The following is a 16,203-nucleotide window of genomic DNA, read 5'->3' on the forward strand; positions in this document are numbered from 1 at the left end:
CATCGCCTAAAAAATAGGCAAAAACTAAATTTTGCCTATTGGGCAGGCGACTTCCGCAGGCGGATGAGTCCTTCCTGTGCAACGGACGCGATCAGCACGCCGCCGCGGGAATAGAGCGCGCCGCGGGTGAAGCCGCGCGCCCCGCTGGCCGAGGGGCTGTCCTGCGCATAGAGCAGCCAACCGTCGAGCGGGTCCTGCCGGTGGAACCACATGGCATGATCGAGGCTCGCCGCCTGCAGGTCGCGGTCGAATACGGCGCGCCCATGCGCGAAAGTCGAAGTGTCGAGCAGCGTCATGTCGGAGAGATAGGCCAGTATGGCGCAGCGCAATGCCCGGTCGGCAGGCACGGGGCCGGTGGTGCGGATCCAGATATGCTGCGCCGGCGGCAGTTTTTCGCGGCTGGTATAGTGCTCGAGGATGACCGGCCGGATGTCCAGCGGCCTTTCGCGGGCCCAGTAGCGGCGCACCCCTTCCGGAACGGCGTCGCCATATTCACGCAGCAGGTCGGCGGGCGCCATCAGCGTTTCGGGTTCCGGCACGTCCGGCATCGGCATCTGGTGGTCCAGCCCGTCCTCGTCGGCCTGGAACGAGGCTTCGAGCGAAAAGATCGTCTTGCCGTGCTGAATCGCCGCAACGCGCCGCGTGGTGAAGGAACCGCCGTCGCGGGTGCGCTCGACTTCGTAGATGACAGGCGCAGCGGTGTCGCCCGGCCGGATGAAGTAACCGTGCAGCGAATGCACATGGCGGTCCGCCTCGACGGTGCGTTGCGCGGCTACCAGAGCCTGGGCGATCGTCTGCCCGCCGAACACGCGCTGCCAGCTCTCCTTCGGGCTGCGACCGCGATAGAGGTTGTGTTCGAGCTTCTCCAGGTCGAGAATGGAGAGCAGCTCCCGCATGGCGGCGGACATTGGGTCTTCCTTGCTTTTGTGCGACTTGCGTCTGGGGCAACATGGCAGTCCCGTCAAGGGCGGTGCCTATGGTCATCAAAGGGCTTTTCATGCCTCCCGCATTCGAGTCGGTCCGGATTCGCCCGTTGTCTTCCCGTGAAGACGCCCCGGCCGTCCGCGAATTCTATGACCGTGCCGCCGATTATGTGTCGATGGAGAGCGGCGGCGCGCCGGACGACAGGATGGTCGAGGATTTTTTCGCCGCCTGTCCGCCGGGCTCAGATCTTGCCGCCTCGGGAAAGCTGGGGGTCTTCCTCGACCGCGACGGGCTTGTCGCCATCGCCGACATGGCGTTCGGTTATCCCGAGGCCGGCGACGCCTATATCGGACTGCTGTTGATCGACCCCGCCCATCGGGGAAAAGGGTTGGGACAAGCGCTTGTCGAGCATCTGGCGGCGATGGCGCGCACCGAAAATGCCGGACGTATGCTGGTTGCGGTGCTGGATGAGAATGTGCGCGGCCGCGCCTTCTGGGAGCGCGAAGGATTCCGGCTGGAGCGGAGTTTTCCGCCGGCGGCCATCCGCGCCAAGACCCATGTCAGGCACCGCATGCAGCGGCCGCTCTGACGTCCGGGTAACACGGCAACGGTGACCGCGCGGCCATAACCATATAGTGTGGGGATCGCCGACCCTCCGGCGCCAGTCAGCGAATGCGAGGCATGTGATGATCAAGCCACAGGACGCGAACACGAAAATCCCGGCGCTCGACGTGCTCGTGGCAGGCGCGGGTTATGTCGGCCTTGCCGTGGCCGTATCCATCCGCCAGGCGCGACCGAACCTGGCCGTGGCCGTCGTCGACGCCGCGCCGGCCGGCGCCTGGGAGCGCGACGGGCGCGCCTCGGCGATCGCGGCAGCCGCCTGCCGCATGCTCGGGCAACTCGGCTGCTGGGACGAGATCGAGCCCAGGGCGCAGCCGATCACCGACATGATCGTCACCGATTCGCGCACCGGCGATCCGGTACGGCCGGTGTTCCTGACCTTCGGCGGCGACGTTGGGACCGGGGAGCCCTTCGCTCACATGGTCTCCAACAAGGTGCTGAATGGCAGCCTGCGCCGCCGCGCCGCCGAACTCGGCATCGACATCATCGAGGGCGTCGCCGTCGAGGGGTTCGAGACCGGCTCCGGCATGGCGCTGGTGCACCTCGCCGACGGCGTGACAATCCGCACCCGCCTGCTCGTCGCGGCCGACGGCGTGAAGTCGAGGCTGCGCGATATGGCCGGCATCAAGACCTTGCACTGGGATTATGGCCAGTCCGGCATCGTCTGCACAGTCGGCCACGAGCGGCCGCATGGCGGCCGGGCGGAGGAGCATTTTCTGCCGGCGGGCCCCTTCGCCATCCTGCCGCTGCCGGCGGGTGACGATGGCGGCAACCGTTCCTCCATCGTCTGGACCGAGCGAACCGACGCCGCCGAGCGGCTGGTCGCCTCCGACGAACTGGTGTTCGAGACCGAGCTGGAGTTGCGTTTCGGCCTGAAGCTCGGCGAGATCCGCGTCGAGGGCAAGCCTCGCGCCTGGCCGCTGGGCCTGACGCTTGCGCGCGACTTCGTGAAACCACGCTTCGCGCTGGCCGGCGACGCCGCCCACGGCATCCATCCGATCGCCGGCCAGGGGCTCAACCTCGGCTTCAAGGATGCCGCGGCACTGGCCGAAACGGTAGTCGAGGCCGACCGGCTCGGGCAGGATATCGGCGCGTTCGACGTTCTGGAGCGCTATCAGCAGTGGCGTCGCTTCGACACGGTGCAGATGGGCATCACCACCGACGTGCTGAACCGCCTGTTCTCCAACGATTTCGCTCCGCTGCGCGCGGTGCGCGATATCGGCCTCGGCCTGGTCGACCGCATGCCGCGCCTGAAGGACTATTTCATCCGCCAGGCGTCGGGCCTGACCGGCGGCACGCCGAGGCTTTTGCGCGGCGAGGGGATCTGACCGGAGGCCGCGTCAGACGACGAAGAAATCGCTGAAGGCGACGGGAAGGCCCGGCGACACGGCGGCGAATTCGACCGCAAGTGCCGCGCCGTTGCCGTCCGCATCGAACAGCAATCGTCCGTTGGCCGAATCATAGATAACGCGGTGACCGGCCGTCGTCGCAGCCGTGCCCCCGAAAAAGGCGGCTGCCGAAAGCGCGCCCGGTGCCATACCTGCAAACACCGCATTATCGAGATGGATGAAGTCCTCTCCGCTGACAAAATCGGCAAGCGTGTCCACATTGTTCGGCCCGAGCGGCGTGTCGTAGACGAAAGTGTCGGCCCCGCCGAGCCCGAAAAGCGTGTCGTTGCCGCTGCCACCGTTGATGACGTTGTTGCCGGCGTTGCCGTAGACGGTCTGCCCGAACTCATTCCCTGTCAGGTTGATCGGCGACAGCCCTCCAAAATTCGTGGTGCGCAAGCTTTCAATCTCGGCGCCCGTAGTCAGGACGTAGCTCGTCCGGACAGCGACGATATCCAAGGCGCCCTCGTTGACTGCCTCGACGATGATGTCGGCGTCCGAATTGACGATATAGACGTCGTTACCCCCGTGACCGATCATCCGGTCACCGCCGCCGCCGCCGTCGATCCAATTCCTTCCGGCATTGCCATGGATTACCTGGGAGAAGGCGTTGCCCGTCAGGTCGATGGCCGTCAGTCCGCCGACGTTGGTGGTGGTGAACTTCTCGATCTCGGCGCCGGCCGCGAGACGGTAGTCCGTTCCGGTTGCGACCCAGTCATTCGATCCGTGCCCTGGCAGTTCGACAACTACATCCCCCGCCTCGTAGACGTAGTAGATATCGTTGCCGGCATCTCCTTCCATCCGATCGATGCCGCGGCCACCATGCAGCACGTCGTTTCCAGCCCCGCCATACAACGTATCGTTGCCGCCGAGCCCGTGGATCGTCGCCCCCTCGACACGCGCAGTAAGGGCGTCGTCGCCGACGGTTCCGGTGATCGGGCTGTCGCGCGGGTCCCAGATGGTGGTGAAGACGTCCGAGTCCCCACCACCCTCGTCCCTGACGAACGAGATGAGCAGGCGGCCGTCGCCGAGCACTGTGATCTGCGGCGACGACAAGGTGCCAGCGATGTCGGCCACGATGAATTCCCGGCCTCTGGCGAAGGCCTCGTCGTCATCGTAGAACCGCTGCCCGCGGATCGCCCCTGTTTCGTTCTCGTGCCAGACGACGACGAAGCCGCCGTCCGGCGTCCCCACGATCGCAGGCTCCGTCACGCCGTCGACCGTAGTGGCGAAGGTCATGCTGTCGGTATCGGCAACCAGGCTTCCATCGGCTTCGTAGGTCTTGACCAGGATGCCGGGCCGGTTGCCATCCACGTTCTCCTTCTGGAAGGCAACGGCGAAGCGGCCGCCGGTGAGCGCGGCCACCTTTACCGGGCCGAAATCGTCCGCGCTGTCGGAATCGATCAGGAAGTCGGTGACGAGGGTTGCGGTCGGCGTGCGTATCTGCGCGCGGACCTGGGTCGCCCCGCCAGCGGCCTCGACCTCGTAGACCACCACGAAATTGCCATTCTCCAGCGTGGTCGTCTCCGGATCGCGTCCGGTTCCGGCCGTGCCTTCGACGGTGAAGGCGGTTCCGATCACGCCGCCCGAGACGATGTGGCCGACGATGTCCTCGTCGACGCCGTCCGACTGCTGGTAGACGACGGCATAGCCGCCGGACACGGCGGTGAGCGAAGGCCTCGTGTCGTCGACGAAATCGGGGCCGCCGGGGAACTGTCGGAAATCGTCATCAGACACCTTGACGCCATCGGCATCGAAGATCTCGACGATGATGTTTTCTCCATCTTCGAGAAGCGGATCGCCAAGGCTCTTCATTGCCACCGCAAAGCCGCCTCCTGGCAACGCGACGATATCCGGCTGGCTCTGGTCGTAGTCGGCATAGACCACGTTGACGACGAACTCGCTGCCGACCTTCGCACCGGTCGCGTCGAAGACCTGGCCGACGATGTCCTTGGGGCCGAGCCCGAAGCCGAACGTGTTGGTGTCGTCCTCCCAGATGACGACGAAGCGCCCGCCTCCGATGGCGGCGACTTGCGCGTTGCCCTGGCCCGACAGCAGCCCCGCGAATGGATCGTTGATTGTATCGGTGGTATTCGCCTGGACAGCGCCGCCCCAAAGCGTCGGAGTGTTTGGCATCCCAAGCCCCCTTGAAACAACCCCGCCGATTTCAGCAGGCACACCCAAGTCCGGAGACTATTTCAACTTGGGATAGTCTGCAAGCCAGTCGGCTCCGCGTCGACCCATCCAGGGCATCGGCAGGCAAGATCGGGTCGCTGCAACTTATGATTGCCTGATGGCGCGGCTGCTTGTCCGCCGCCGTGAGGCTCGAATCCGTTCACGCCTTCTTCACCGAAGAAGCTCCGGCCATCGCAGTTATCGTCACAGAAAAGATACGGCGCGGTGCAACTGACGGCCGAAGCGCCTGGTATCGAACTGGCGCGGCTGGACGACCGGAAATTCTAGTGCCAGCTCGGCGGTACGCTGAGGCTGCCGCGCGGAAAAGGGGTTGGATCGTCAACCCGTCGGCTGTTCCAGGTCGGGATCGCCATGAAATGAGATGCCGCGCACCTCGATGAAGCCGGTTTTGGCCATCGGGCTCATGCTGGCCAGTTCGACGGCCTCGTCCATGCTTTCGGCCTCGATCAGGACGAAACCGATCAGTTGCTCCTTGGTTTCGGCGAACGGCCCATCGACGATGTGACGTTTTTTCGCCCGCACGCGAACGGTCTTCGCGCTGTGCGGGCGTTTGAGCGGCCGCGCCATGGCGATCTTGCCCTCACTTCCCAATCGCTCGTCATAGGCTCGCGCCTCGCGCTGCATCGTCTCGATCTCGGACGCCGACATGCGCTGGAAGATTCTTTCGTCATGATAGATCAGGCAGATGTACTGCATCTTTCACTCCCTTCTGGCGGCTACCCCTGAGACGGATCAAGGACGCACGCACCACGTTCCTGCCGACATTTCGTCTGGACCATAGCAGCGGCCGGCGCGGGCAGATTGTCAGCCGGGTCGGTGATCTGTAGTCGTGCTCGCATGTCGCTCGAATCCGTCCGCGCCTTCTTCGCCGAAAAAGCCCCCGACATCGACGTCATCGTCACGGACGCCAGTTCCGCCACGGTGCAACTTGCAGCCGACGCGCATGGCGTCGAGCCGGCGCAGATCGCCAAGACCATCTGCCTGCGCGTCGGAGACCAGGTGATGCTGGTCGTCGCCGGCGGGCTAGCGCGGCTGGACAACCGCAAATTCAAGGACCGGTTCGGCGGCAAGCCGCGCATGCTGGGCGCCGAGGAAGTCGTGGCAGTCACCAGCCATCCGGTCGGCGGCGTCTGCCCCTTCGGCCTGCCGGCGCCGCTGCCGGTTTATTGCGACGCCTCGCTGAAAAGTTTCGGCGAGGTCGTTCCGGCGGCGGGCGCCACCAACGCCGCGGTCAGGCTTGCACCGGAGCGCATGGTTGCGCTGGTCGCCGGCGAATGGGTCGATGTCTGCCAATAGACTCGGTGCGAGGAAATCGGGACCGTTTGACCCCGACTGCCGGTTTTTCCCCGATTTTCCCAGCCTCACGGCTCCGGAATGTCGTAGATTGCCCTGACCTCGACCGTACCCATTTCGGCCACCGGGATGTCGGCGGCGATTTCCAACGCCTCATCGAGATCTTTCGCCTCGATCAGGATGAAACCGAGCAGTTGCTCCTTGGTTTCGGCGAACGGACCGTCGGTGACCAGCGTCCTGCCCTTGCGCCGGCGCACGCTTTTGGCGGTCCTGACCGACTGCAACGCTTCGGCGGCGATGAACCGGCCGCTGACCTGCAAGGAACGGTCGTAGGCGAGCGAGGATGCGTCGAGCTTTTCCCGGCCCTGCGGCGTCAGCGCATGCAGGTCCTTCTCCTGGCCATAGACCAGGCACATGTATTTCATCGCACGTCTCCCTGTTGCCGGGCATCATAGGCGGCAAGCCTCGCGGCTTCATCGCCTGTTTGCTGCGCCCCGAACTCGAGCGCGCCGACGACAGCAGTGATCAGGCAAATCGCCATCGCCAGCCGGAACATCCCGGCGGGCCTTGGACGAAGCCGGTCTTCGGCCAGACCGGCATGGGACGACTCTTTCGGAAAGGCATCGAAAAGCAAGCTCATGATAGGCCTCCGTTCAGCCGCATCGGCGCGGTCGCACGCAGGACGGATGCCGGTTCGGCAAGCCGACATTTTCGCACGCGGATTTTTTTCACGGCCGAGTTCCGTGCCCGGCGTGCTTTTCAGCAGCGCGGCGCTGGCGCCGTCACGGACGCGCGCTATAGTTTCCGCCGAAGCCGCAACGGCTCGCAAGCGCAACCCAAGGAGACCATCATGGACCGTCACGCCACCGCCGTCTGGAAAGGCACACTGAAAGAAGGTTCGGGCACGCTCGACGCCCAGAGCGGAGCGCTGAAGGCATTGCCCTATTCGTTCAAGGGCCGCTTCGAGGACGAGAGCGGCAAGTCGGGCACCAATCCGGAGGAACTGCTGGCGGCCGCCCATGCCGGCTGCTTCGCCATGCAGCTTTCGCATTTCCTTGCCGAGAACGGCACGCCGGCCGAAAAGCTCGACGCCAAGGCGGTGGTGACGCTGGTGCCGGGAACCGGCAGCGCCATCACGCTGACCGGCTCGGTGCCGGGCATCAGCGCGGAAAAGTTCAAGGAACTGGCCGACAAGGCCAAGGCCGAATGCCCGGTGTCGCGCGCGCTGGGCGCAATCAACGTGTCGCTCGACGCAAAACTGGCCTAGGCGCCCACGGCCTCTAGCCTGGCCTTCAGCGCGGCGATCTCTTCCTCCAGCTGGCGAACGCGGTCTTCCAGTTCGCTCAGCGCGGAGCCGGCGGGAGCGGCGCCGCGGGCCGCCGGCGTGGGGATCGATGACACATCGACATCACCGGCCAAAAGATGCGCAAAACGGTCCTCGCGCTGGCCGGGCGCGCGTCCGATCTCCTTCACCAGCGGCGGACGGCGGCCGATCAGCATGTCGAGTTCGGTACGCACGGCGTCGGCAGAGCTGAAGTTGGCCATGCGGTCGGTGCGGGTCTGCAATTCGTTCAGCGTCTGCGGACCGCGCAGCAGGAGCATGGCGACCAGCGCGCTCTGTGGCGTGGTTAGGCTGAATTTCCGCGACGCCGTCTGCTCGTAGCGGTCAACGCGCGACGCCATCATCCGCCGCGCCAGGCCCTTCTCCTCGAGCGACTTGAGCGTGCGGTTGATGTCGACAGGCTCCAACGCCATCACCGGCTCGCGCGAGGTTTTCTGGTTGGTCGCCGACTGCAACGCGTTGAGCGTCATCGGATAGACGTCCGGCGTCAGAAGCTGCTTTTCCATCAGGCAGCCCAACACGCGGACTTCGAGAGCGTTAAGGATGGGAAGGTCGCTGCTCATGCCGTCGCTTCTCGCAAATGAGCGCCGGCGCGGCAAGGGGCACGCGGCGGCGCAGCCTCAGACCCGCCTCTCCACCATCATCTTCTTGATCTCGGCGATCGCCTTGGCCGGATTGAGACCCTTTGGACAGGTCTGCGTGCAGTTCATGATGGTGTGGCAGCGATAGAGCCGGAACGGGTCCTCCAGATTGTCGAGCCGCTCGCCCTTGGCCTCGTCGCGCGAATCGATCAGCCAGCGATAGGCCTGCAAGAGCACGGCCGGACCGAGATAGCGCTCGCCGTTCCACCAGTAGCTCGGGCAGGAGGTCGAGCAGCAGAAGCACAGGATGCACTCGTAGAGCCCATCGAGCTTTTGTCGGTCCTCGTGGCTCTGCAGCCATTCCTTGGCCGGCTCCGGCGAGGCGGTCTTCAGCCACGGTTCGATCGAGGTGAGCTGGGCGTAGGGCACTGTTAGGTCCGGCACGAGGTCCTTGACCACCGGCATATGCGGCAGCGGATAGACTTTCACCGCGCCGGAAATGTCGTCCATGCCCTTGGTGCAGGCCAGCGTGTTGGCGCCGTCGATGTTCATGGCGCAGGAGCCGCAGATGCCTTCGCGGCAGGAGCGGCGCAGCGTCAGCGTCGGATCGACCTTGTTCTTGATCCAGAGCAGCGCGTCGAGCACCATCGGCCCGCAATCGTCGAGATCGACGAAATAGGTGTCGACGCGCGGATTCTCGTCGTCGTCCGGCGACCAGCGGTAGATCTTGTACTCGCGCAGGCTGGTCGCGCCTTCAGGCTTCGGCCAGGTCTTGCCGGCATTGATCTTCGAATTTTTGGGGAGGGTGAGTTCGACCATGTCTGGCTATCCTTGCGCGGCAAGTTCGATCGCCGGACCGAGATCGTTGTTCTCCTCGATCCGCAGCATTCTCATGTCTCGCACGGACGCACGAAACCACGGAAACTTCCGGGTCAGATCCTGAGCGGCCAGAACGCAGGTGATCGCATTTACGCTCTCGTCGCCGAAGTAGACGCTACCTTGTTGCCAATCGAAGCCATGTTTCCGAAGTGCGTTGCGGATATCCGTATAGGCGTTGCGCCAAGAGCCGCTTCCATAGCTCGCTTCAAGCGTCTGTGTATCGAGATCAAAGGTGATCGCGTACATTCTTCCGCTCCTCGGGCGGTTGTGACCCATCATCACATTCATGGCGAAAGCCCTTTCATCGCCACTCTCGCAATTTACCCATCGCCTAATACACCCGCGCCTTGGGCGCGATCTTCTTGGGGTCGATGCCGCCCTGCTCTACCGGCAGCATGGTTTCCGTGTGCACCGGACGGTAGCCGAGCGTCACTTTTCCGGACGGATCGAGCCAAGACAGCGTATGCTTGCGCCAGTTCACGTCGTCGCGGGCGGAAAAATCCTCGCGGGCATGCGCTCCGCGGCTCTCCTTGCGCGCCTCCGCGCCGTAGACCGTGGTGATGGCATTGGCCATCAGGTTCTCCAGTTCCAGCGTCTCGACGAGGTCGGAATTCCAGATCATCGAGCGGTCGGACACTTTTATGTCCGGCAGTTCGCTCCAGATCGCCGAAATCCGTTCGCAACCCTTGGCCAGCGATTCCTGCGTGCGGAACACGGCGGCGTCCTCCTGCATGGCGCGCTGCATCTTCTCCCGCAGCACCGCGGTCGGGGTCGAGCCGTTGGCATTCCGCAGCCGGTCGAAGCGCTCCATGATCTTGTCGACGGAGGCTTCGTTGATGGACGGGATCGCCGACTTGCGGTCGATGACCTGGCCGGCGCGGATCGCCGCGGCGCGGCCGAACACGACGAGGTCGATCAGCGAGTTGGAGCCAAGCCGGTTGGCGCCGTGGACCGAGGCGCAGCCCGCTTCGCCGACCGCCATCAGGCCGGGAAACACGGCATCAGGTTTTTCCGGTGTCGGGTTTAGCACCTCGCCCCAATAATTCGTCGGGATGCCGCCCATATTGTAGTGAACGGTTGGCAGCACCGGAATCGGCTCGCGGGTGACGTCGACGCCGGCGAAAATCTTGGCCGATTCCGAGATGCCCGGCAGCCGTTCGTGCAGCACCGCCGGATCGAGGTGGTCGAGATGCAGGAAGATGTGGTCCTTGTTCTTGCCGACGCCGCGCCCATCGCGGATTTCCATCGTCATGCAACGCGAGACCACGTCGCGGGACGCAAGATCCTTGGCCGAGGGCGCGTAGCGCTCCATAAAACGCTCGCCCTCGGAATTGACGAGATAACCGCCCTCGCCGCGCGCGCCCTCAGTGATCAGGCATCCTGCGCCGTAGATGCCGGTCGGATGGAACTGCACGAACTCCATGTCCTGCAACGGCAGCCCGGCGCGCGCCACCATGCCGCCGCCGTCGCCGGTGCAGGTATGCGCCGAGGTCGCCGAGAAATAGGCCCGCCCATAGCCGCCGGTCGCCAGCACAACCATCTTTGCCGAGAAGCGATGGATGGTGCCGTCGTCGAGGTTCCAGGCGACCACGCCGGTGCAGCGGCTGCCGTCTTCCGACATGATCAGGTCGAGCGCGAAATATTCGACGAAGAACTGGGCGCTGTGGCGCAGCGACTGGCCGTAGAGCGTATGCAGGATGGCATGGCCGGTGCGGTCGGCGGCGGCGCAGGTGCGCTGCACCGGCGGGCCCTCGCCGAACTGGGTCATGTGGCCGCCGAACGGGCGCTGGTAGATCTTTCCCTCCTCGGTGCGCGAGAAGGGAACGCCATAGTGCTCGAGCTCGTAGACGGCGGCCGGCGCCTGCTGGACCATGTATTCCATGGCATCAACGTCGCCCAGCCAGTCCGACCCCTTGACGGTGTCGTACATGTGCCATTGCCAATTGTCCGGCCCCATATTGGCCAGCGAGGCGGCAATGCCGCCCTGCGCGGCAACGGTGTGCGAGCGCGTCGGGAAGACCTTTGTGATGCAGGCCGTGCGCAGGCCCTGCTCGGCCATGCCGAGCGTGGCGCGCAAGCCGGCGCCGCCGGCGCCCACCACCACCACGTCGAACTTGTGATCGACGAACCTGTAGCCTTTGCCGGCGGCCGCGGACGGTGCGTTTGCCACTGGATCAGCCCCCGAATGCCATTTTGAGAAGCGCAAAGCCGGCCGCGACGCCGACCGCGGCCGTGAAGAAGGTGTTGAGTACCAGCAGGGCAAGCTTCATACCCTCGCCATGCACGTAGTCCTCGATGATCACCTGCATGCCGATGCGCATGTGGTAGAGGCCGGATATCACGAACAGCAGCAGCACCAGCGCCACAAGCGGGTTGGAAAGCACGGCACGTGTCTCCGCAAACCCCGCCCCGTTCAGCGAAATCAGAAGGCCGACGAAGAACAGGGTCAGCGGAACGTTGGCGATGGCGGTAAGCCGCTGCCGCCAGAAATGCTCGGTGCCTTCGCGGGCCGAGCCCAGCCCGCGCACCCTGCCGAGAGGTGTGCGCATGTCGTTCTTGCCGCTGCTCATGGTCAGGCTCCCCGCGCCAGATAGCCGACGACCCAGATCGCCAGCGTCAGCACCACCGAGCCGGCGAGCGTTGCCCAGGCGATCTTCGACGCCGTGTGTTTTTCCAATCCTGTCCCGGTATCCCAGACGAAGTGGCGGATGCCGCCCAGCATGTGGTGCATCAGCGCCCAAGTGTAGCCGAACAGCACGAGGCGCCCGAGCCAGGAGCCGAAGATGCCGTTGACGAAATCGAAGTAGCTTTCGGAGATCGAGGCCGCGACCAGCCACCAGACGACCAGCAGCGTCCCGAAATAGAGGGCGCCGCCGGTGATGCGATGGACGATCGACATCGTCATCGTGATGGTTGGGCGGTAAATGGTGAGATGCGGCGAAAGCGGCCGGGCGCGCGGGGATTGGCGGGTGGCTGGTGATTGGCTCATGGCTGCCCCTTGTCGTCGTCGCCCATCCCGTCGCCGGAACGACATGGACCGTATCCGAAAGCGACTGGACGATGGCTACTTAATGCGCTTTTCGCACCGCGTCAAAGGCCAAAAAACCGTTGCGGCGCGCGGATTTAGTCACGAAGAATGAGCAATGTGTGGGTGCGCTGCACTTCAATCGGTTCAACATATTGGCGCTCGCGCCAGGGCTCTGAAAACCAGCCGAGGGAGGCAAAATCGCCGATTGCGCCGCCGCTGTATAAATCGGACAAAAAATCGTGGCGGGCTACCTATCGCGAGCAGTCCATCGGCTTGCCGCCCTTGACGTAGAGCGCATTGTTGCCTTCCAGAACAAGCGCGTATCCGGGCAGCCCGTAGCGCGAGCGTTGTTCGGCGGGGGCGGCCGGCAGGGTGACGGTCTCGCCGCTCATGTCGGTCAGCACGACCTCGCTCGACCGGTTGTCGACAGTGATCGAACCGTCCTCACAGCGGAATGTCGCGAGGCCTGGCCGGTTTTCCAGGTGCGCCGCCGCATGGGTGGAAGCGGCATCGCCTTCGCCGACACAGGCGGCAAGGCACACGAAGGGCATGGACAGGAGGGCAATCCCAACAATTCGACGCAACGCTACCCTCCTTCATCGGCGCCAAGCATAAGTTCGGACAGGATCGGCGATCAATGGGGCGGGAGCGGGGCAGGTCCGATATCCACCGCGGGCTGGAAACAGGCGCGATCTCAATGACTTCGGGCGCCCGGCCGAACGCGGCTTGTACGGCCTCCTGTGGGGGAGCCGGGATGAAAGCCGTCCGCGGGCGACACTTCGCCACGCATGTGTGAAGTCCGGAAGATCGAGCAGTTTCAAAGAATTGTTCGAGTAGCAGGACCGCAGCCGCGTAATTCGCTTCACGAACCCTCTTTTTTCGGCGCCGCGCATGGCGACTACGGGGCGATACGGATTGGCGGAAGAGGGTTTTCGTCCAACGCGCTTCGCTCGATTTGCGAGGCCCGGACGGCCCGCCTTTGCATCTGTGAGCCCAAAAGGGCGGGCGGAGAAAATCGACGGCCGACCCCGGCAGCGGGCCGAGGTCAGCAGTGGAGTCGCAGCAAGGAAATGGCTCATGGCCCTCCCGTCGTTAACCATAATCCCCGATAGGCGGCGCGGCGAGATGCCGTGCCCTTAACTTTGGTTAAGAAAGTATTAACCTTGCGATTCGAGGAGGCTTTGCCTCGAGCCAAGGAGAGCATGATGCGTCTCGCACTCGAAATTCTCGCAGGCGCCGCGATGAGCGCGGCCCTTGCGATCGCGACGGCCGCGCCGGCCGCCGCCTGGGATCAAGACCTGGTCTACGCCGACAGTTTCGGCAATCTCGTCATCGAGAGCGCCGCCGGCTTCAAGCGTATCATCGTCGGCGAGGGTGCCCAGGCCGAGCGCCTGTCGAAATTTGTCGGCGCGGGCCAGCCGGATGGCGGCGAGGTCATCTATGCCGACCCGGCCAGAGAGATCATCTCGGAAGGCTGTTATCGGCCGCCGGTATTGGTGAAGGGCCGCAGCTACATGTATGGCTTCGACCAGGGCGAAATTCCACTGCAAGGGGGACCCTGCCGCTGAGGGATCATCGGGAATTGGCGGCGGACGGGCTGTGAACACCGTTTTCGCCACGTCCTGATCCATCTGCAATCGGTCGCCAGGGCGCTTCCGGGCCGCGAAACTGCCCCGGCCCTTTTTCGGTCACCTTTGTCCGGCCAAGCTTGGCGACCGGGGCGTTGAGGAACGGTTAACCTTAAATGAGCCATGCGGCCCAGTCTCGCCGGCTGAAGGACCATATTGCCGGCCTCGAAACCATGACGCGTTTCGTGCTCGCCACGCTGGCGCTGGCGAGCGGCGTCTACACCTATCTCGGCGTGCGCAGTCTGCTCGACGGCTCCGCCACGGTCGTGTTCTTCGCGGCCGTCATCTACTCGGCGTCGGTGTCCGTCGCCATGTACGGCTTCTGGACCTACCTGATCCGTTTCCTGCCGGAGATGCGCGACGGCGGCTCGCGGCTGGCGCTGGTCGGCATCATGGCGGTCGGCTCGGCGATGATCATCGCCATGTCGTCCTGGCTGAACGCCGCCGCCTTGGCCGGTTCGGCGGCGGTGGAGCAACATCTCGCCATCACCATCGAGGAATATACCGCCGACCTCGACCAGGCGCATGGCAACGCGCTGGGCGCGCTGTCGCTGCTGCCCGACATCCAGCGCGCCGGCGAGCGGTTTTCGCGACTTGCCGCCGACGAGCAGGCCTCGGGCGCGCTGACCGGCACCTCCGGCTCCGGCAGCGTGGTGCAACTGCTCAGCCAGATGGCAGCGCAGATGAAGGAACTGGAGACCACCATCCAGTCGTCGCGCGAGCCGATCCAGCAGGCATTCGAGCAGGGCCAGAAACATCTTTCGACGATGCGCGGGCTGGTCTCGGCGCCGGGGCCGATCGAGCAGCGCTCCGACCAGTTCGCAGCGGAATCGGTGGCGCTGTCGGGCGTGATCTCATCGCTGGAGCAGACGTCGATCGCCGCCTCGGTCAGCCGCGCCGCCGCCGACCTGACTGTCGGCTTCATCGCTCCGGTCGCCGACGGCACGACCCCGGACCTTGCCGGCCGCCAGGACCAGGTGATGGCGACGATCCGCGCCTCGGTCGCGGCGCAGTCCAGGGCGCTGTCCGACGCGGCCGCCGAGATTCTCAACCAGCCGAAAGTGCCGGAGCGCCGCTACGTGCCGCTGACCTCGGCGGAAGCCGTGCTGCGTTATGCCGGCGATTTCATTCCGAGCTGGGCCGGCGCGATCTCCATCGATCTCCTGCCCGCCGTGCTGGTCGGCATCATGGCGGTGGTGCATGGCGTGATGCGGCGCGGCGAGGACGATCTGGAAGAGGCCGATCGCATCACGGCGGGCGACATGCTGCGGTCGCTGAAATACAACGAACTTTTGCAGGTACGGCTGCGGGAGCAAAGGACTGCGGAAAGCAATGCAGCGGACGACATGCCGGCCAGTGCGCCCGTCATGTCGGAAGCATCGCCGCCGGTTGAGCCGGAACGTCCGGAGCCGCCGGCCAGGCAAGGCACCGCCGAAAACGTGACGCCGCTTTCGCTCTCCGACCGCAAGCGGTTCGAGCCATGAGCCTGCCGGGTGATATTCGGTCGGTCGACGCGCCGACGGAGCGGGAAACGCGACCCAACCTGCTGGTCCGCTACCTCTCGCGCTTCGACGACGGCGAGGTGCTTCGCTGGGGGTTTCGCGGCCTGCTGATAGGCGCGGTCAGCGTTCTGGCGATCGACCTGCGCGATCTCGCCGAAACCAATGGCTGGGCTTTTGCCGAGATCGCAGCACCCGCGGATATGGAGCCGGTGCTGCCGCCCGCCGTTAAGGTCGGCGTGCCCGACGCTCCCTCGACCGATCCGCGTCCCTTCCTGACGACCGAAGAAAGCCTGCTCGGCAAGCCGATGAGTTTTGCGCTCGAGCCCGGCGGCCGATTGAAGGCAACAGGCAGCATCCAGCCGGGAACCGCCGAACGTTTCGCCGCCGAAATGAACGAGCGTGGCGAATATGTAAAGACCGTGTCGCTGAATTCGCCCGGCGGCGCGCTGGACGACGCGATGGCGATGGCCCGCCTGATCCGCGAACGCGGCCTCGACACCGAGGTCGCCGACGGCGCGCTTTGCGCCTCCTCCTGCCCGCTGCTGATGGCCGGCGGAAAACACCGCGCGGCCGGCGACAAGGCGGCGATCGGCGTGCACCAGTTCTACGCCGCCGCCACGATCGAGTCCGCGCCCGAACAGATCATGGCCGACGCGCAGTCCACCACCGCACGGATTTCGCGGCATTTGGCGTCCCTCGACGTCGATCCGGCACTATGGCTGCACGCGCTCGATACGCCGCCGCGCGCCCTCTATTACTTTTCGCGCGAGGAACTGTCGGCCTACCGGCTGGTCAGCGGGAAAACCGCGAAGAAAAAATAG

Annotated in this window: 19 protein-coding genes; 7 read left to right on the plus strand and 12 right to left on the minus strand. The window is 64.8% G+C overall.

Annotated elements, in window-relative coordinates:
• Positions 1–35: 35 nt before the first annotated feature.
• Positions 36–908: an acyl-CoA thioesterase II gene (gene tesB, locus RB623_RS08205; protein WP_308056289.1), complete on the minus strand. Its 873-nt coding sequence runs from the start codon at positions 906–908 to the stop codon at positions 36–38.
• 89 nt (positions 909–997) lie between these two features.
• Here tesB and RB623_RS08210 point away from each other — a divergent pair, with 89 nt between their 5' ends.
• Positions 998–1,513, plus strand: a complete 516-nt coding sequence (locus tag RB623_RS08210) for an N-acetyltransferase family protein (protein WP_374121655.1) — start codon at positions 998–1,000, stop codon at positions 1,511–1,513.
• A gap of 97 nt (positions 1,514–1,610) precedes the next feature.
• A complete protein-coding gene (locus RB623_RS08215) occupies positions 1,611–2,873 on the plus strand; it encodes a ubiquinone biosynthesis hydroxylase (RefSeq protein ID WP_308056291.1) in 1,263 nt (420 codons plus the stop codon).
• A 12-nt stretch (positions 2,874–2,885) separates the two neighbouring features.
• Here RB623_RS08215 and RB623_RS08220 read toward each other — a convergent pair whose 3' ends face one another.
• Complete coding sequence (locus tag RB623_RS08220) at positions 2,886–5,069, minus strand: calcium-binding protein (protein WP_308056292.1); 2,184 nt, start codon at positions 5,067–5,069, stop codon at positions 2,886–2,888.
• 378 nt (positions 5,070–5,447) lie between these two features.
• Positions 5,448–5,825 (minus strand): YciI family protein, encoded by a 378-nt coding sequence (locus RB623_RS08225; protein WP_308056293.1) that lies wholly within the window; start codon positions 5,823–5,825, stop codon positions 5,448–5,450.
• Positions 5,826–5,966: 141 nt separating this feature from the next.
• On the opposite strand from RB623_RS08225, the gene RB623_RS08230 reads away from it, so the two are divergent.
• Positions 5,967–6,425, plus strand: coding sequence for a YbaK/EbsC family protein (locus RB623_RS08230; protein ID WP_308056294.1), 459 nt, complete (start codon positions 5,967–5,969; stop codon positions 6,423–6,425).
• Between the two features lie 65 nt (positions 6,426–6,490).
• Here RB623_RS08230 and RB623_RS08235 read toward each other — a convergent pair whose 3' ends face one another.
• Positions 6,491–6,847 carry a YciI family protein gene (locus RB623_RS08235; RefSeq protein WP_308056295.1) on the minus strand — a complete coding sequence of 119 codons (357 nt, stop codon included), beginning with the start codon at positions 6,845–6,847 and terminating at the stop codon, positions 6,491–6,493.
• Positions 6,844–7,062, minus strand: coding sequence for a hypothetical protein (locus tag RB623_RS08240; protein ID WP_308056296.1), 219 nt, complete (start codon positions 7,060–7,062; stop codon positions 6,844–6,846). Before RB623_RS08240 ends, RB623_RS08235 begins: the two co-directional genes overlap by 4 nt.
• Before the next feature lie 210 nt (positions 7,063–7,272).
• Between RB623_RS08240 and RB623_RS08245 the strand changes: the two genes are divergently transcribed.
• On the plus strand, positions 7,273–7,689 hold the full coding sequence (locus RB623_RS08245; RefSeq protein WP_308056297.1) for an OsmC family protein: 417 nt from the start codon (positions 7,273–7,275) through the stop codon (positions 7,687–7,689).
• On the opposite strand, the gene RB623_RS08250 is transcribed toward RB623_RS08245, so the two are convergent.
• The 7 genes from RB623_RS08250 to RB623_RS08280 all read right to left on the minus strand — a co-directional run bounded on the left by RB623_RS08250 (position 7,686) and on the right by RB623_RS08280 (position 12,803).
• On the minus strand, positions 7,686–8,327 hold the full coding sequence (locus RB623_RS08250; RefSeq protein ID WP_308056298.1) for a DUF480 domain-containing protein: 642 nt from the start codon (positions 8,325–8,327) through the stop codon (positions 7,686–7,688). The genes RB623_RS08245 and RB623_RS08250 overlap by 4 nt on opposite strands.
• A 57-nt stretch (positions 8,328–8,384) precedes the next feature.
• On the minus strand, positions 8,385–9,164 hold the full coding sequence (locus RB623_RS08255; RefSeq protein ID WP_308056299.1) for a succinate dehydrogenase iron-sulfur subunit: 780 nt from the start codon (positions 9,162–9,164) through the stop codon (positions 8,385–8,387).
• Positions 9,165–9,170: 6 nt separating this feature from the next.
• Positions 9,171–9,470 (minus strand): virulence factor, encoded by a 300-nt coding sequence (locus RB623_RS08260; protein ID WP_308056300.1) that lies wholly within the window; start codon positions 9,468–9,470, stop codon positions 9,171–9,173.
• An 85-nt stretch (positions 9,471–9,555) separates the two neighbouring features.
• Positions 9,556–11,394, minus strand: coding sequence for a succinate dehydrogenase flavoprotein subunit (sdhA, locus tag RB623_RS08265; protein WP_308056301.1), 1,839 nt, complete (start codon positions 11,392–11,394; stop codon positions 9,556–9,558).
• A gap of 4 nt (positions 11,395–11,398) precedes the next feature.
• Positions 11,399–11,794 (minus strand): succinate dehydrogenase, hydrophobic membrane anchor protein, encoded by a 396-nt coding sequence (gene sdhD, locus RB623_RS08270; protein WP_308056302.1) that lies wholly within the window; start codon positions 11,792–11,794, stop codon positions 11,399–11,401.
• Between the two features lie 2 nt (positions 11,795–11,796).
• Positions 11,797–12,213: a succinate dehydrogenase, cytochrome b556 subunit gene (gene sdhC / locus RB623_RS08275; protein WP_308056303.1), complete on the minus strand. Its 417-nt coding sequence runs from the start codon at positions 12,211–12,213 to the stop codon at positions 11,797–11,799.
• A 290-nt stretch (positions 12,214–12,503) separates the two neighbouring features.
• Entirely contained in the window at positions 12,504–12,803 is a 300-nt protein-coding gene (locus tag RB623_RS08280) for a hypothetical protein (protein ID WP_308056304.1), read from the minus strand.
• A 651-nt stretch (positions 12,804–13,454) separates the two neighbouring features.
• Here RB623_RS08280 and RB623_RS08285 point away from each other — a divergent pair.
• From RB623_RS08285 to RB623_RS08295, 3 genes are all read left to right on the plus strand, one after another.
• Positions 13,455–13,820, plus strand: coding sequence for a hypothetical protein (locus tag RB623_RS08285; protein WP_308056305.1), 366 nt, complete (start codon positions 13,455–13,457; stop codon positions 13,818–13,820).
• Positions 13,821–13,996: 176 nt separating this feature from the next.
• Entirely contained in the window at positions 13,997–15,364 is a 1,368-nt protein-coding gene (locus RB623_RS08290) for a hypothetical protein (RefSeq protein WP_308056306.1), read from the plus strand.
• Positions 15,361–16,203 carry a hypothetical protein gene (locus RB623_RS08295; protein ID WP_308056307.1) on the plus strand — a complete coding sequence of 281 codons (843 nt, stop codon included), beginning with the start codon at positions 15,361–15,363 and terminating at the stop codon, positions 16,201–16,203. Before RB623_RS08290 ends, RB623_RS08295 begins: the two co-directional genes overlap by 4 nt.

The sequence above is a fragment of the Mesorhizobium sp. LHD-90 genome (assembly GCF_030929505.1).
Classification (GTDB): domain Bacteria; phylum Pseudomonadota; class Alphaproteobacteria; order Rhizobiales; family Rhizobiaceae; genus Kumtagia.

Coding starts and splice junctions, on each gene's coding strand:
- RB623_RS08295 (WP_308056307.1), top strand. CDS start 15,361: ATGAGCCTGCCGGGTGATATTCGGTCGGTCGACGCGCCGACGGAGCGG.
- RB623_RS08290 (WP_308056306.1), top strand. CDS start 13,997: ATGAGCCATGCGGCCCAGTCTCGCCGGCTGAAGGACCATATTGCCGGC.
- RB623_RS08215 (WP_308056291.1), top strand. CDS start 1,611: ATGATCAAGCCACAGGACGCGAACACGAAAATCCCGGCGCTCGACGTG.
- RB623_RS08260 (WP_308056300.1), bottom strand. CDS start 9,470: ATGTACGCGATCACCTTTGATCTCGATACACAGACGCTTGAAGCGAGC.
- RB623_RS08225 (WP_308056293.1), bottom strand. CDS start 5,825: ATGCAGTACATCTGCCTGATCTATCATGACGAAAGAATCTTCCAGCGC.
- RB623_RS08245 (WP_308056297.1), top strand. CDS start 7,273: ATGGACCGTCACGCCACCGCCGTCTGGAAAGGCACACTGAAAGAAGGT.
- RB623_RS08255 (WP_308056299.1), bottom strand. CDS start 9,164: ATGGTCGAACTCACCCTCCCCAAAAATTCGAAGATCAATGCCGGCAAG.
- RB623_RS08230 (WP_308056294.1), top strand. CDS start 5,967: ATGTCGCTCGAATCCGTCCGCGCCTTCTTCGCCGAAAAAGCCCCCGAC.
- RB623_RS08280 (WP_308056304.1), bottom strand. CDS start 12,803: ATGCCCTTCGTGTGCCTTGCCGCCTGTGTCGGCGAAGGCGATGCCGCT.
- RB623_RS08220 (WP_308056292.1), bottom strand. CDS start 5,069: ATGCCAAACACTCCGACGCTTTGGGGCGGCGCTGTCCAGGCGAATACC.
- RB623_RS08235 (WP_308056295.1), bottom strand. CDS start 6,847: ATGAAATACATGTGCCTGGTCTATGGCCAGGAGAAGGACCTGCATGCG.
- RB623_RS08240 (WP_308056296.1), bottom strand. CDS start 7,062: ATGAGCTTGCTTTTCGATGCCTTTCCGAAAGAGTCGTCCCATGCCGGT.
- sdhC (WP_308056303.1), bottom strand. CDS start 12,213: ATGAGCCAATCACCAGCCACCCGCCAATCCCCGCGCGCCCGGCCGCTT.
- RB623_RS08210 (WP_374121655.1), top strand. CDS start 998: ATGCCTCCCGCATTCGAGTCGGTCCGGATTCGCCCGTTGTCTTCCCGT.
- sdhD (WP_308056302.1), bottom strand. CDS start 11,794: ATGAGCAGCGGCAAGAACGACATGCGCACACCTCTCGGCAGGGTGCGC.
- RB623_RS08250 (WP_308056298.1), bottom strand. CDS start 8,327: ATGAGCAGCGACCTTCCCATCCTTAACGCTCTCGAAGTCCGCGTGTTG.
- RB623_RS08285 (WP_308056305.1), top strand. CDS start 13,455: ATGATGCGTCTCGCACTCGAAATTCTCGCAGGCGCCGCGATGAGCGCG.
- tesB (WP_308056289.1), bottom strand. CDS start 908: ATGTCCGCCGCCATGCGGGAGCTGCTCTCCATTCTCGACCTGGAGAAG.